Below are 15,528 nucleotides of genomic sequence, written 5' to 3' on the forward strand. Positions count from 1 at the left end.
CGATTTGACCCGTGGTCAGCGCCTTCACTTGGTCGCTGCCCAGCGCCACGATTTGCATGGTGGTCAAGGCTGCCACGTCTGCGGTGTCCAACGCCATGATTTGCGCGCTGCTCAACACCGCAATGTCGCTGGTCTCTAGCCATTGCACCTGTGCGCTGCTCAGGGATTTGATTTGCGCTGTGCTCAGCCCCTGCACCTGCGCTGTGGTCAGCGCACGGATACCGGCGCTGTTCAAACCCGTGAGGGTGGCGGTACCCAGCGCCGCTGCCGCTTCAGCACTCAGCGCCGCCATTTGTGCCGAGCTCAGGTAGCCCACCTGCGCGCTGCTCAAGGCCTTGAATTGCGCGCTGCTCAGTTGGGCAATGTCCCGCGTCTCCAACGCACGGATTTGTGCCGACTCTGTCCAGCTCATCAAATGGGCGGTGCTCAGGCCCGCAATTTGGTCGGTGCTCAGGCCTGCAATCACCGCGGTGCTCAGGTTTTTCACAAACCCGGTGCTCAACTTGGCAATCTCTGCGGTCTCCAAGGTCGCCAATTGGCCTGTGGTCAGGCCCGGCGCTTGTACCGAGTTCAAGGCCGCCAGCTGGCCTGTGCCCAAGGCCGCAAAGTCTTGCGTTTGCAAGGCCCGCAGTTGGTTGCTGCTCAGCGCCGCGATTTGACCCGTGGTCAGCGCCTTCACTTGGTCGCTGCCCAGCGCCACGATTTGCATGGTGGTCAAGGCTGCCACGTCTGCGGTGTCCAACGCCATGATTTGCGCGCTGCTCAACACCGCAATGTCGCTGGTCTCTAGCCATTGCACCTGTGCGCTGCTCAGGGATTTGATTTGCGCTGTGCTCAGCCCTTGCACCTGCGCTGTAGTCAGCGCACGGATGCCGGCGCTGTTCAAACCCGTGAGGGTGGCGGTGCCCAGCGCCGCTGCCGCTTCAGCACTCAGCGCGGCCATTTGTGCCGAGCTCAGGTAGCCCACCTGCGCGCTGCTCAAGGCCTTGAATTGCGCGCTGCTCAGTTGGGCAATGTCCCGCGTCTCCAACGCACGGATTTGTGCCGACTCTGTCCAAGCAGCCAATTGTCCAGTGCCCAGACTCGCAATTTGGTGGGTATCCAAGCCAGCGATAGCAGCGGTACTCCAAGTTTTGAAGAAAGCCGTGCTCAGCTTGGCAATTTCTGCAGTCTCCAAGGTCGTCAAATGGCCTGTGGTTAGGCCCGGTGCTTGCGCCGAACCCAACACAGCCAATTGCGCTGTGCCCAAGGCTGCAAAGTCTTGCGTTTGCAGCGCACGCAACTGATTGCTCGTCAGCATCGCCACTTGACGGGTAGTCAATGCTTTGGTCTGATCACTACTAAGAGCCACTATATGTGCCGTGGTCAGTGCAGGTATCTGCCCTGTCGTCAGGGCTTGAATCTGTGTAGTAGTGAACTCAGCGATGTGGCTGGAGCTCAGACTGGCGATTTGTTGTGGTGTAAGAACAGTGACAAAAGACATAACAGCCCCCTCGAAGAGCAAAAACTCTGCACAGTTCAGACTAACAGCAGGGCAGCCCCAGCGCAGAATGGGTAGAACAAGCGAACGCTCACTTTAGCATCAGAGACAGTATCGGCTGAATGTTGGCAAAATAAAGCCAAAAATTGCAACCACTTACGACACCCCGATAGCATCTATCCGGGCCACTATAACGACCTCGATAGGGGACTTACGCGGTAAGTACCCTGCAGTTACCCGTCCTTTTCAGCCCTTCACGGCAAAACCTGGTCTCAGGCCAGAGGGTGCTGGGCCAACGCGTTGGCAGGCTAATCAGCACAATTTCGGACAGGACTGAGGCTGTCAATTGACCGGTCAAGTCCCTGCTTTTCCAGCATTCTGTGCAGGGGGGGCACTCCCACAATTGACGGCATGAACGCTGTCACCACTCCCTCTCTGTTCCCGCGCTTGGCTGCCCCTGGCTGGCTGGGTGTGCTGATGTTGGCGTTGTGCACTGCACTGCCTGCCCACGCATTGCGCATCAAAGAAGTGGCTGCCGTGCAAGGCGTACGCAGCAACCAACTCACTGGTTATGGCTTGGTGGTGGGTTTGGATGGTACCGGCGACCAAACCACCCAAATGCCCTACACCACCCAAGCGATGCAGAACTACCTGCAACAAATGGGGATCAGTCTGCCAGCCAATGCGGCTGGACAACTGCAACTCAAAAATGTGGCCGCTGTGGTGGTTACCGCCCAACTGCCCGCCTTTGCCCAGCCAGGTCAAATGATCGACGTCAGTGTCTCGTCGATGGGCAATGCCAAGTCGCTCAAGGGCGGCACATTGATCGTGACGCCTTTGCGAGGTGCCGATGGTGAAATTTATGCACTGGCCCAAGGCAATCTGGTGATTGGTGGTGCAGGAGCCTCCCAAGGCGGCAGCAAAGTACAAATTAACCACCTGAGTGCTGGACGCATTCCGCAAGGGGCACAGGTAGAGCGCGCAGTACCCACCCCTTTGCACCAGGGCAATTCCATCACATTGGGATTGAACAGTTCAGACTTCCAAACAGCCCGCAAGGTGGCCCAAGCCATCAACAATCGGATGGGTACAGGCCGGGCCACCGCTTTGGATGGGCGCACCGTGCAAGTGCAAGCGCCTACCGACCCTGGCAGCCGAGTCAACTTTATTGCCGAACTGGAAGAACTGGCCATTGACAACGGCAGCCCAGCAGCCAAAGTCGTCATCAACGCGCGCACTGGCTCGGTCGTGCTCAACCAAGCCGTCACGCTGGGGCCCTGTGCCATTGCCCACGGCAACTTGTCTATCACCATCAGCTCTACACCGCAGGTCAGCCAGCCTAACCCGCTGTCGCAAGGCCAAACGGTAGTGACAGAAAAAACCGACATCCGGATCACCCAAGAGCCGGGCGCACTGATCCAAGTGCCGCCTTCGGCGCAATTGGCCGATGTGATCCGTTCTTTGAACCAACTGGGTGCCACCCCTCAAGACTTGCTGGCTATTTTGCAGGCGATCAAGGCCGCTGGTGCGCTCAATGCTGAATTGGAGGTTATCTGATCATGGCACTGGCACTCACCCCCTCCTCGTCGGGCACGTCCTTAGGCACCAATGCCCTGGCCGCTGATGCACGCTCGCTCAACCAGCTCAAGTACCAAGCTGGGCAAAACAGTGCTGAAGCCACCAAAGAAGCCGCCAAACAGTTTGAATCGCTGTTCATGCGTGAAATGATCAAGAGCATGCGCGAGGCCACGATGAAATCGGGCCTGCTCGAGAGCTCCCAAGCCGATCTGGGCACTGATCTGCTCGATCAGCAATTGTCGGTCAGCATGTCGGGGCTGCCTGGTGGCCTGTCCGAAGCCATCACACGCCAACTGTCCCAACAAATGGGGGGAGCCTCGGCCACGCTGGCTGTTCCCTCTACGCTCAGTTTAGCCCGCAGCAGCCAGACCACAGCCAATGTGCGCTCGGCCACCGCTACCAACAGCAATCCAGTAGCCAGCACTGGCCCGGCGCCCAAAGGGCGCGATGAATTTGTACAGTTCCATGAAACCGCTGCTGAACGGGTAGCCCAAGAAAGCGGCATTCCCGCCAGCTTTATGTTGGGCCAAGCAGGCCACGAAACGGGCTGGGGCAAAAGCGAAATTCGCGGCAGCGATGGCAGCAACTCCTACAACCTGTTTGGCATCAAGGCCGGTAAAGGCTGGACAGGCAAGGTGGCCGAAATCGTGACCACCGAATACGTTGATGGCGTGCCGCGCAAGGTGGTAGACAAATTTCGGGCCTATGACTCTTACGAGGAGTCTTTCCGTGATTACGCCCGCCTGATTAACAACAGCCCGCGCTACGAGCAAGCACGCACCCAAACTGGCTCTGCCGAAGCCTATGCCAGCGCCCTGCAAAAAGCAGGCTACGCCACCGATCCCGCCTATGCCCGCAAGCTCAGCGGCGCCATCCAAAGTGCCCTGCGCGCGCAACAGCGCGATCAGGCTTGAACCCCATTGAGGAGCTGAACCATGAGCCTCTTGAACGTTGGCGCCCGCGCCCTACAAGTCAACCAGACTGCCATCCAGACCACTGGCCACAACATTGCCAACGTCAACACGGCAGGTTACTCACGCCAGACCGTCACGCTGGGCACCATGCCCAGCCAGTACACCACCGATGGCTATATCGGCAAAGGGGTGGACGTTGAGGGCATCTTGCGCAACCACAGCGAATTGTTGACACGCCAAGCCAGCGCCGCCGCCTCGGTGCAAGCCGGTGATGCTGTGCGGCTGGATCGCATCAAGCAATTGCAAGATGTGTTTACTGGCGGCACTTCGGGCCTGGGCGCAGCCATCAACGACATGATGAATGCGCTCTCAGACGTAGCCAATGCACCCACTGATTTAACAGCACGGGGCGTGGTACTGACCCGCATGGACGAGACTGCTAAACGCATGCGCGATGCCTCCAGCCGCATCGACGAAATTTCTGCCACGGTGGAGTACCAAATCGAAGGCGGCATCAATGTGGTGAACAACTTGGCCCAAGACATGGCCGAGGTAAACCGTCAGATTGTTTTGGCCCGAGGCAAGGGCCAGCAGCCCAATGACCTGCTAGACCGACGCGACCAGCTCATCCGTGACATCAACCAATATGTGCAAACATCGCAGGTGGCCGCCGATGATGGCTCGATCACGCTGTTTGTCGCCAACAGCCAGCCCTTGGTCATGGGCGAGCGGGCTGGTAGCTTGTCTGTGGGCGATCCACAAGACTTCAATACCAATGGCGCTCAGAAAAAACTGCTGTTCACTCCGGCTGGTAGCACACAAAAAATTGAACTCAATGAAAACGTATTAGGTGGCGGAGAAGTGTCCGCGCTGATGCGTTTTCAAAACAGCGATTTGGCCGAAGGCCGCAATCTGCTAGGGCGCTTGGCCGTCTCTATCAGCGAAACCCTGAACCAGCAAAACCGCCAAGGTCTGACCTTGGATGGTGAGTTGGGCGACAACCTGTTCAGCCCTATCGAGCTAGACAATGCCATCTCTGGTCAACGCAACGCCGACCCCACTTTGACGATGGGCCTGGAAGTGGCCGACCCCAGCAAATTGCAAGCCTCCAGCTATGTGGTGCGCTTTATTGGTGGTGGTGGCACCGTCACCCGGCAGGCCGATGGCAAGGTGTTTAGTTTTGCCGACGCCACGGAGCTCAATACCCTGATGCTGGGCCAAGGTTTGCGCTTGACCGATAACGCCACCCCTGCTGCTGATTTTCCGGGGGCCAGTGACGGCGACCAGTTCCTGATCAACCCACTGCAAAACGCTGCCAGCCAAATGCAGGCAGCACAGTTCTCACCACGCAATTTGGCCGCTGCCAATGCGATCAATGCCGCAATGGGGCCCAGCAATGATGGCTCTTTGCAATTGGTGACGCTGCGCGCCACGGGCAATCCTGCCTTGGTGTTGCCACCCTCGCCTGTGCCACCCGCCACTGGCGAAGGCGTTACGCTGACCTTCAGCGCCGGCTCGCCCATGACCTTCACCCCCACGGGCAACACCAACCCCCCAATGGATTTGTCGACCGACCCGCCCACCGCACTGACAGCCCCGTTCACCTACACCCCTGGCCAGCCCATCAGCATTGACGGCTGGGAAATCACCCTCAATGGTGTGCCCAAAACCGGCGACACCGTGGTGGTGGGCAATGCCTCCGATCCGCAATATGGCGACTATTACCTGCGCGATTCTGGCAATGCCAAAGCCTTGATGAATTTGCGTGATGCCAAGATTTTTGATGGCGCCAGCCTGACCGACGGTTTTGCCGGCGCGATGGCCCAGATCGGCACTCGCACCCAAAGCGCCCAATTTGCCGCCGAGTTGTCCACCACCATTGCGGGCAATTTGGAGAACGAGCGCGCAGCGGTATCGGGCGTCAATTTGGACGAAGAAGCGGCCCGGCTGATTCAGTACCAGCAGGCTTACCAAGCCTCGGCCAAGATGATCCAAATCGCGCAAAACATCTTTGACAACCTGATTCAAACCGTAGGCCGCTAAGCCCGCACTGCACGGAGTCCGCCATGAGCACCTCTATCTACCGCGTCGGTACTGCCAACCAATACGACAGCGCCATGCGTAACATTACGCAACGCCACAGCGAGCTGACCGATCTGCAAGAAAACTTAACCTCGGGCAAACGGGTGGTCAAGCCCAGCGATGACCCAGTAGCCGCGGCCCAAGCCGAGCGAGCCCTGACGCGCATCAGCCGCATCCAAACCGAGCAACGCGCTTTAGATTTGCAACGCAACTCGATTGCCCAAGCCGAATCCACTTTGGGCCAAGCCGTCAGCTTGGGCCAAGAAATGCGCGAAATCTTGGTCAATGCGGGCAATGGCATTCACACGCCCAAAGACCGCCAAACCTTGGCGAACCAGCTGCAAAGCCTGCGTGACCAGATGTTTGAGTTGACCAGCCGTAAAGATGCCAATGGTCAGCCCTTGTTTGCCGCGTTGGGCAGTGGCTTGTCACCGCTGTTGGGGCCACAATCATCGGGCTTGGATTATGAGTTTGACGGCCTGCCCGGACAGGTGGCAGCCAACGGCACCAATATTCCAATTGCGCTGGATGGCGATGCTGCCTTTACTTTCAAATCAGCGCGTGATGGCGTCTACCACGCGGCCTTTCAGGCCAGCACCCTGACCGAATTGGCCCCCGGTGCCGCCACGGGCAGCACCCCCAGCGTGACGCCCAACCGCAAAATCGGCACCAGCACCATCGAGGTAGTGGATCGGGCACTGGTCACAGGTGACAGCTATGACATTACCTTCAGTGCGGTCGGGCCCGGTGCGACCGCTGGCACCTTAACAGCCACCTATACCGTGACCGACTCTGCCGGTGCAACCATCAACACCGTCACGCTGCCCGATTTTCCGGCAGATAAGCCCCTGAGTGTGGAGGTGTTGGACATTCCCGGTGTCAAATTCACCATCGACGCCACGCCCACCAAGGCTGTTGACGGAACTATCACCTTGGCCCCTGCCGATGGAGATACTTTTAGTTTGCAGCCCCAAAACAGCATTTTTGGCGTGATCGATACCGCGATTGCCGAATTGAAGGGTGCCACCGACAACAATGCCGCCATCCAGGCCAGCGCACAAGCCTTGGGCAACTTGGACAAGTCGATGGAACGCCTGCATATCGTGCGCGGCTATGCTGGTGAATTGCTCAACCGTGCCGACCGTATCATGGGAGACCAAGAAGACCGCTCGATCCAGCTAGAAGCCGATCGTTCGCGGGCCGAAGATTTGGACATGATCAGTGGCATCTCCAAATTTCAAGGCCTACAAACTGGCTACGAAGCGGCACTCAAATCTTATTCGATGGTGCAGAAGACCTCGCTGTTCAACTACATGGCCTAAAAGGTTGGATCGCTCATGGTGCAATCAGTCCTGGGCAGCCTAACGCTGGGATATCGCCCTCTTTGGGGCCGCGCCCGACGGCTGATGGGCGTGCAGCTCTATGTGCATGCCATTGATGAGAATGTGGCGCTGAATTTGCCGCACCTGCTGCGTACCCTGCGCGAAATCTGGTCGGAAAACTCGCCGCCAGTGTTGCTCTCTCCACAACAGCCATCGCTGCTGTTGGAGTTCTTGCGGCATGCCCATCCCGGTACGCCGTGGATAGAGGTGCAAGGGCGCTGGCTGCTCAACCCAGACATCTTGGCCCAAGTGCGCACAGCCCATGCACGCGGGCAACGACTGGTCTGGCGCGGCGATTTGAGCATGCTGCCACCGGCCGACGTGGCCCAATACTTCACCAGCAGTTTGCTCAGCCTGAGCCCCGAGGGGGCGTTGGCTGCCTTGCGCGCTGGCCCCGACAGTAGCCCGGTACTGGCAGGGCAGATGTATGAGGGCATTGCCAGCCGTTTGGTCATGCAGCACTGTCTAGACCAGCGCAATGCACTGGCCATGGCTGGCTGGCCTACCGAAGACGTGCTCTACAGCCTGCGCAACACCCATGCCAAACCAGCCCACGCCACGCTGGCTAAGCTGATGCGCGCGATTGATGCCGAACAATCGCTAGAGACTTTTGAAGACATTCTGAGCGAAGACCCGATTTTGGCCTACCGCTTCATGAACTACACCAACTCAGCGGCGCTGGGTCTGCGCACTGGCATTGACTCGTTGCGCCGGGGGCTGGTGATGATGGGCTATGGCTCTATTCAGCGTTGGTTGGGCAGCCAATTACCCCATGCCAGCACCGAACCCGACTTGCAGCCGGTGTACCAATCGATGGTGATGCGGGCACAACTGACCTCACGCCTGCTGGATGCCGGTGTCGAAAACGAATTGCGCCGCGAAGTCTACCTGTGCGGACTATTCTCACAGTTGGATCTACTGCTGCGCGAGCCAATGAGCAACATTCTCAATCGCATCCCGCTGTCAGAGCGCATTTACGATGCCATCGTGCAGCGTACTGGCCCTTATGCACCAAGTTTGCAGCTAGCCTCTTTGCTGGAGTCGGACAATGCGGTGGCTATCCGCCAATTGTGCGAAGACAATGAACTGCACCCTGAAGAAGTGAACCGCGCACTGTTGCGTATGCTCTCAGAGATAGAAGTGCCGCGCACCCGCAACTAAGTCGGTTGGCAGCGGCCCTCTCGCGGTTTAATCGTCGGCATACTGGTGAGCAATGCGGATGAATTGTTCGCGCTCTTGCAAAAACACATCAACAATGTCGGGATCAAAATGTTTACCCCGCCCCTGGCAGATGATGTCGGTAGCCTGCTCTGTGGTCAATGCAGGTTTGTAGACCCGGCGCGTGGTCAGGGCGTCAAACACATCGGCCAAGGCCATGATTCGTGCGGGCAACGGGATATCCGTGCCTTGTTTGCGCTCAGGGTAGCCTGTGCCATCCCAACGCTCATGGTGTGACTGGGCAATCTGGCGTGCCACATCCAAGAAAGCCAACGGCCGGGAGTCACTGCGGTAGCTGGAATGGTCGGCTGCCTGCACCTTGGTCATGGCCTGCGCAATGGCCTCGCTGCCAATGGTGGCATGGGTGCGCATGATGGCAAACTCTTCCTCGGTCAGGGTGCCAGGTTTGAGCAAAATCCGGTCGGGGATACCCACCTTGCCAATATCGTGCAAGGGGGCGGCCTTGACCACCCTCATCAGTTGCTCAGGCGGTAGCTGATCGGCATACTCTGGGTGTTGGGTCAGGGCACGGGCCAGCACCTCCACATAGCCTTGCGTGCGGTAAATATGGTTGCCCGTGTCGGTGTCACGCATTTCTGCCAACATCGCCAAAGCGGACAGACTGGCACTCTGGATGATCTCGTTGTCGTGCATGCGACGGGCGATTTCTGCTTCCAGAAACTTGTTTTGGTCGGCCAACAGGTGCTGGGCGCGGCGATTTTCCAGATGGGTGCGCACACGGGCCAACACCACCAACGGGCGAATGGGCTTGACGATATAGTCCACCGCCCCCAATTCCAAGCCCCGCTCTTCATCTTCGGCGCTGTCGCGGGCCGTGACAAAAATGACGGGAATATCTTTGGTGCTGGCATTGGCATGCAAGCGCGAGAGCACCGCATAACCATCCAAATCAGGCATCATCACATCCAGCAAGATCAGATCGGGGCGGGGCTCTGACACGGCAGCCCGCAACGCCCGCTCGCCACAGTCGGCCACCTTGACCCGGTAGTAAGGCTCTAGCAGATCGGCCAGAATGCTCAGGTTTTCGGGCTGGTCGTCCACCAGTAAGACAGTCTCATGGGGCAGGTGCATGGTATTGGCGTAACAGATGAAGGGCTTGGGCGTAATCAAAACGTTCGATAGCGGTAGCCAAAGGCTCCAACATTGTGGCTGACCACTGACTCGCCAACGCGGGCTGCAATTGACGAAATAGACGACGAGCCTCCAGATCGTCATTGCTCAACAAATGGTGCAAAGATTGCAAATCAGCGGCCAACGGTGCCAACAAAGATGGTGCCGAGGTGGCGCCCGCTGGAACTGGAGAGGCCACCACAGGTACGACCGCCGCCAGTGAAGGCGGCACAACCGCAGCCCGCAAGGCGCCCACCAAGGCAGGCAGATCGTGCAATAACGCTTGCATCGGCTGCTGGGCCTGCTCGGCATGGCCGCGCTCAGCGGCCATCTCCAGCGCCAGCGCCTGCTCGCGGATACCTTGGGCACCAATGTTGCCTGCCGCCCCCTTGAGTGCATGGGCCAATTGCCGCACTTGGGCAAAATCGCCCTGCGCCAGTAAAGCCTGCAAACGGGCAGCATCATCGGCGTGGCTGTCGGCAAACAGCCCCAAAATTCGACGGTAAGTAGGCAACTTGCCACACACCACCTTCAGACCTGCCGCTATATCGAGCTGGGCAATGCCGGCCAAACGGTCGTGCAAGCCCGCATCCATCAAGGCTGGCAATGCCGCCGAAGCCGCAGCAGGGCGGGCCAGAGAGGCATGGGCAGGACGCAGTAGCCAATGCTGCAACGTAGCAAACAACTTGTCCGGATCCACGGGCTTGCTCAGGTGGTCGTTCATGCCAGCGGCCATGCAGGCTTCGCGGTCTTCTGCAAAGGCATTGGCTGTCATGGCCAAAATCGGCACCTTGGCCCGGTCAGGCATTTTGCGGATAGCAGCCGTAGCGGCCAGACCATCCATTCGGGGCATTTGCACATCCATCAGAATCAGATCGTAGGCATGCTCACGGGCCAGATCGACGGCGATCTGGCCATCATCGGCCACGTCTACCCGCAGGCCCACGCTGCGCAACAACTCCAGCGCCACTTCCTGATTCACCAGATTGTCTTCGGCCAGCAGGATGTAGTAGCCCTGCAAGTTGGGCTGGTGCAAGCTGGGGCTGACAGACGCGCTGGCAACTGTGTGCTGCACCGCCTCCCCAGTCACCAATCCAACAATGGTGTCAAGCAGGTTCGATGGTGTCACGGGTTTGGGCAAGGCGGCCGCAATGCCCGCCTCTTTGAATACCGACTCTGAACATTCGCGGCCATAGGCCGTGACCAAAATGACACCCGGACGGGGCTGGGGGTAACGGGCCTGAATTTCTTTAGCCAAGGCGATGCCATCCATACCCGGCATCTTCCAATCCAACAGCACCAAATCGAATGGACGACCATTGCTGGTGGCTTGGGCCATCATCTGCAATGCCTGAGCCCCCGATTCAGCCAAGGTGGTGCGGCAACGCAGTGTATGCAGCATATCGGCCAAGGTTTCGCGGGCCTCCTCCAAATCGTCCACCACCAACACTTCCAGTTCACGCTCCAAGGTGCGGGGGGGGCTGTGCTCCAACGCCGTAGCGTCACCTGTGCGCAAAGACAGTTCGAGCCAGAAGGTGCTGCCCAGTCCCAAGGTGCTGTCTACCCCCACCTGCCCCCCCATCAGCACCGCCAACCGATGGCTGATGGCCAGCCCCAACCCCGTGCCACCAAATTTGCGGGTGATGGATGGATCGGCCTGTTCAAAGGGCTGGAACAAACGCCCCTGCTGCTCAGCACTCAAACCAATGCCGGTATCGCTGATCTCAAAACGGATTCGCACCGCATCGGACTCTGATGGCAACGACCGGGCCCGCAGAGTAATGGCACCCGACTCGGTAAACTTAACTGCATTGGTCGCAAAGTTGAGCAGCACTTGCGACAGGCGCATGCGATCGCCACGCACCATGCGGGGCAAGGCTGGATCAATGCGGCTAATGACCTCCACGCCTTTGGCTTCGGCCTTGTCGCAAATCAGGCTATGCAGGCTGTGAAAAACCCCTTCCAGCGGAAAATCGGCCACTTCCAGCGTCAACTTGCCCGCTTCGATTTTAGAAAAATCCAGAATGTCGTTGATGATGCTGAGCAGGTGCTGGGCCGCATCGGTGATTTTGTCCAAGCGTTCAAATTGCTGAGGCAACACAGCATCGCGGCGCATCAGGTGGGTCAGGCCCAGAATGGCATTCATGGGCGTGCGGATCTCGTGGCTCATATTGGCCAAAAAAGCACTTTTGGCCGCATTGGCCTGATCTGCCTCGACTTTGGCCTGCTGTAGCTCCTCCATCATGTGCTCTTGGGCAGTGACATCCTGCACCGTGCCCACAATGCGCTCCACCTGCCCATCCTCTCGCTGCACGCTTTCGCCACGTACCTGAACAAAAATACAGCGGTCTCCATTGAGCACCCGCACTTTGAGCATGAAAGGCTGTGCGTGCAGGCGCGCATTGTCCAGCGCCTGCACAAAAGCGGCCCTGTCTTGCGGATGCAAGGTTTGCAGCACTTCGTGGAGGGTTTGTTGCCCCGACTCGGCAATGCCAAAACTGCGAAACACCACCCCACTCCACTCCCACACACCATCGCCCAACGTCCAAGACCAACGCCCCAAATTGGCGATGGTCTGTGCCTCTATCAAACTGGCCTCGCGTTGCTTGATTTCACGAAACAACAGGTTGACCGGATCGCGCAGCCCCGTCACCACCACCGCCCGGTAAATCAGGGCGAAGGCGGCAATCTTGCAGATATGGCCGATCTGGTTGAAGGCATCACTCATGGCGTCGGAGACGTAGAGTGTGAAACACAGCTCGGTGGCAATCATCAACACCAAAGACCACTGCAAGCAGTGGTACACCCGGCTGTCAAACAGGTGCCGACGCAAATACAGCAGGTAGACACTGCCCAGCAGCAAGGCACAGATCACATATTCACTGACCACCTTGAAGGGGGTCAGCCCCTTGCCCGCTTCAAAGCAGACTGGAAAAATCTTGAAATACAGGATAGACGCCACCAGCAATGTGGTGATGAGGGTAAAAACGGCCAATGTCAGGGGGATGTGAACCTGGCGCCGCGTCCCCAGAAAACCAAAGGCCACCAGCATGCTGATGGACTCCATATAGCGGGCAGCAATCCAAAACTGGGGGGCGTAGTAGTCGTAGTCCGTGAAAATGGGCATGCCCTTGTACGCCAAGGTATGCAGAAAATCGATCAGCCCCACAAACAGGTAAGACAGTCCGATGAACAGGATGTACTGGTTGCGGATGGAGGCTGCGCAGTTGATGGCAATGATGAACAGCGTGACCGCAATGAAGATACTGAAAAACTCAGCCACACTGTGAAACAACAGATAGCTGTAATGGCTGCTCAGGTGAACGCCAAATACCAGCACGGCAAACATCGCCACACTCAGTGCCGATGTATTGAAATGGGCGGGAAAGAAAGCCAAAAAACGCTGAGGCAGGGTTCTGTGGTCTGCCGGGGTGGCAGTAGCCATCGGTGCAGAAAGCGACATGAAAAGGCCTTTAGAGAGATTCAACGCCCATCGGTTGTATCCAGAGCAGAAACAGAAACATCCCCCAATTTAGCAGCACCAGACCCAGAGGATGCCTCTCTCTGGTGGTTTCAAATCGCCAAAGGGTCCACATCTACCAGCCACCGCACCAATCCTTTGTGTGCAGGTTGGCTGCGCAAAGCCAGCAATACAGGTTGCCATGCTGCTAAAAAATGCTGCAAAGCGGGCCGACTATCGCTCTCCAACAGCATCTGTGCCCGCTCCACATTAGCCACCCGTTGAATAGCCAACGGCACGGGGGGGTAGAGTGTCACATGGTCGCCCAGGCCCGGCAAGCCCAAGGCATGGGCCGCCTCACTGGCCGCAGACAAAAAGCCTTGCGCTACCTCTTGGGTACGGGCGTCTGCCCGCACCAAAGCCTGAAAGGCAAAAGGCGGCATCGCGGCATCGCGCCGCTCCTGCAACTGTTGTTGGGCAAAGGCTGTGTAGTCGTGCTGGCGCAAGGCCGCCACAATCGGGTGCTCAGGGTGGAAGGTTTGTAGCCACATTTCGCTGCGACTGCCCTGCGTTTGGATGTATTGGGCATCGCGCCCGGCACGGCCGCCGGCCTGCATCAGCAGGCAGAACAACCGCTCAGGGGCACGAAAGTCACTGGAAAACAATGCCCCATCGGGCTGCACCGCTGCCACCAACGTAATGCGCCGGAAATCATGGCCCTTGGCAATCATCTGCGTGCCCACCAACACATCAATCTCGCCGGCATGCACTTGTGCCAGTTGTGCCTCCAGCGCCCCTTTGGCCCGCGTGGTGTCCGCATCTATGCGGGCCACGCGCACCGGGCTGCCGTCGGGGCGATGCACCCCGGCCAGCAAGGCAGTTAATTGTTCCTCCAGCTGCTCGGTGCCCCGGCCCATCGGGGCAATATCGGGGCTGCCACAGCCAGGGCAGGCCCACGGCACCCGTACGGTGAAGCCGCAATGGTGGCAGCGCAAGGTGCGGTCTGCCTTGTGAAAGACTTGGTGCGCACTGCAATGCGGGCAATCGCTTTTCCAGTCACAGTCGGCACAGTGCAACACTGGGGCATAACCACGGCGGTTGAGCAAAATCATGCACTGCTCGCCGCGCTCTACCCGCTCTTGCAATGCTGCCAGCAATGGGGCCGAAAACACTGTGCGCCGAGGCTGATGGTTCATATTGACCACGCGCAGACGCGGCAAAGCCCCAGCACCAATACGGCTGGGCATGTGCAGGCGCAGATAGCGCCCACCGGGGTCGTCTGTGGTAGCAGGGCGGCTGGCATACCAACTCTCTAGCGATGGTGTGGCGCTGCCCAAAATCACCTTGGCCCCTTGCTCACGCCCGCGCCAGATAGCCAAATCGCGGGCGGAGTAACGTGCGCCTTCTTGCTGTTTGTAACTGGGATCGTGCTCCTCATCGACCACAATCAGCCGCAACTGCGGTATGGAGGCAAATACTGCCATGCGTGTGCCCAACACAATGCGGGCTTGGCCACTGTGCGCTGCCAACCACCCCTTGAGACGCTGTGGATTGGTCATGCCACTGTGCAGCGCCACCACGCTGGCCACACCAAAACGGGCTGTAAAACGCTCCTCCAACTGGGGGGTCAGGTTGATTTCGGGCACCATGACCAACGCTTGGGCGCTGGGGTCGGCAGCCAACATCTCCTGCACGCAGCGCAGATAAACCTCGGTTTTGCCACTGCCAGTGCTGCCAAAAAGCAGGAACGGCCCTGCTTGGTTGGCAATCTGTGCCCGGGCTGCTTCCTGCTCTACGGTCAAGGCCACCCGTGGTGCGGCGGCCTGTACAACAGCATCGCTTGGTGCGGGGCGGCGCAAACGCCGGCTCAATTGTTCGGGCTGCAAATCACGCAACTGGGGTGGCAAGGCCGCCAAGGCAATCTCCCCCAGATTGCGCTGGTAGTAGCGTGCAGCAAAAGCGACCAATCGACGCCAATGGCCATCCAATGGGGCAATACCGTCCAGCACCGCTGCAATGGGGCGCAGTGCGACTCCATCGGGCGGGGTGGCTAGGCCATCCCATACCACCCCCAGCATCTCGCGCGCACCCAATGGCACCCGCACCAACGTTCCAGGCGCCAATTGCAATGCACAGGCATAGCTCAGCACTGCCCCCACCGCACTGTGGACAGGTGTGTGAACCACCACCGGAACGTGAAAAACAGGTAAGCAAGGCAAAGACACGGGCAGGCACAGTGCAATCAGGTGGGCCAGCCTATCACAGCCCAAGACCCGCGCCGCA

At 58.6% G+C, this 15,528-nt stretch carries 8 protein-coding genes and 1 pseudogene; 5 read left to right on the plus strand and 4 right to left on the minus strand.

What is annotated here, in order from left to right; genetic code table 11:
• Positions 1 to 1,483, minus strand: a pseudogene (locus tag ACYVB2_RS03745) (heme utilization protein); the annotation flags it as partial.
• Between the two features lie 474 nt (positions 1,484 to 1,957).
• Between ACYVB2_RS03745 and ACYVB2_RS03750 the strand changes: the two are divergent.
• From ACYVB2_RS03750 to ACYVB2_RS03770, 5 genes are read left to right on the plus strand one after another with little or no spacing between them, the layout of a single operon-like run.
• Positions 1,958 to 3,037, plus strand: a complete 1,080-nt coding sequence (locus ACYVB2_RS03750; RefSeq protein WP_382429763.1) for a flagellar basal body P-ring protein FlgI — start codon at positions 1,958 to 1,960, stop codon at positions 3,035 to 3,037.
• A 2-nt stretch (positions 3,038 to 3,039) separates the two neighbouring features.
• On the plus strand, positions 3,040 to 3,972 hold the full coding sequence (gene flgJ / locus ACYVB2_RS03755; protein ID WP_382428897.1) for a flagellar assembly peptidoglycan hydrolase FlgJ: 933 nt from the start codon (positions 3,040 to 3,042) through the stop codon (positions 3,970 to 3,972).
• A gap of 21 nt (positions 3,973 to 3,993) precedes the next feature.
• Positions 3,994 to 6,015, plus strand: coding sequence for a flagellar hook-associated protein FlgK (gene flgK / locus ACYVB2_RS03760; RefSeq protein WP_382428895.1), 2,022 nt, complete (start codon positions 3,994 to 3,996; stop codon positions 6,013 to 6,015).
• Between the two features lie 23 nt (positions 6,016 to 6,038).
• Positions 6,039 to 7,376: a flagellar hook-associated protein FlgL gene (gene flgL / locus ACYVB2_RS03765; protein ID WP_382428893.1), complete on the plus strand. Its 1,338-nt coding sequence runs from the start codon at positions 6,039 to 6,041 to the stop codon at positions 7,374 to 7,376.
• Positions 7,377 to 7,391: 15 nt separating this feature from the next.
• On the plus strand, positions 7,392 to 8,597 hold the full coding sequence (locus tag ACYVB2_RS03770) for an HDOD domain-containing protein (protein WP_382428891.1): 1,206 nt from the start codon (positions 7,392 to 7,394) through the stop codon (positions 8,595 to 8,597).
• A 27-nt stretch (positions 8,598 to 8,624) separates the two neighbouring features.
• Here ACYVB2_RS03770 and ACYVB2_RS03775 read toward each other — a convergent pair whose 3' ends face one another.
• From ACYVB2_RS03775 to priA, 3 genes are all read right to left on the minus strand, one after another.
• A complete protein-coding gene (locus ACYVB2_RS03775) occupies positions 8,625 to 9,746 on the minus strand; it encodes a response regulator (protein WP_382428889.1) in 1,122 nt (373 codons plus the stop codon).
• Positions 9,730 to 13,248 (minus strand): MASE3 domain-containing protein, encoded by a 3,519-nt coding sequence (locus ACYVB2_RS03780; RefSeq protein WP_382428887.1) that lies wholly within the window; start codon positions 13,246 to 13,248, stop codon positions 9,730 to 9,732. Before ACYVB2_RS03780 ends, ACYVB2_RS03775 begins: the two co-directional genes overlap by 17 nt.
• A 110-nt stretch (positions 13,249 to 13,358) precedes the next feature.
• Entirely contained in the window at positions 13,359 to 15,464 is a 2,106-nt protein-coding gene (gene priA / locus ACYVB2_RS03785) for a replication restart helicase PriA (RefSeq protein ID WP_460535394.1), read from the minus strand.
• Between the last annotated feature and the right edge of the window lie 64 nt (positions 15,465 to 15,528).

The sequence above is a fragment of the Giesbergeria giesbergeri genome, assembly GCF_054779375.1.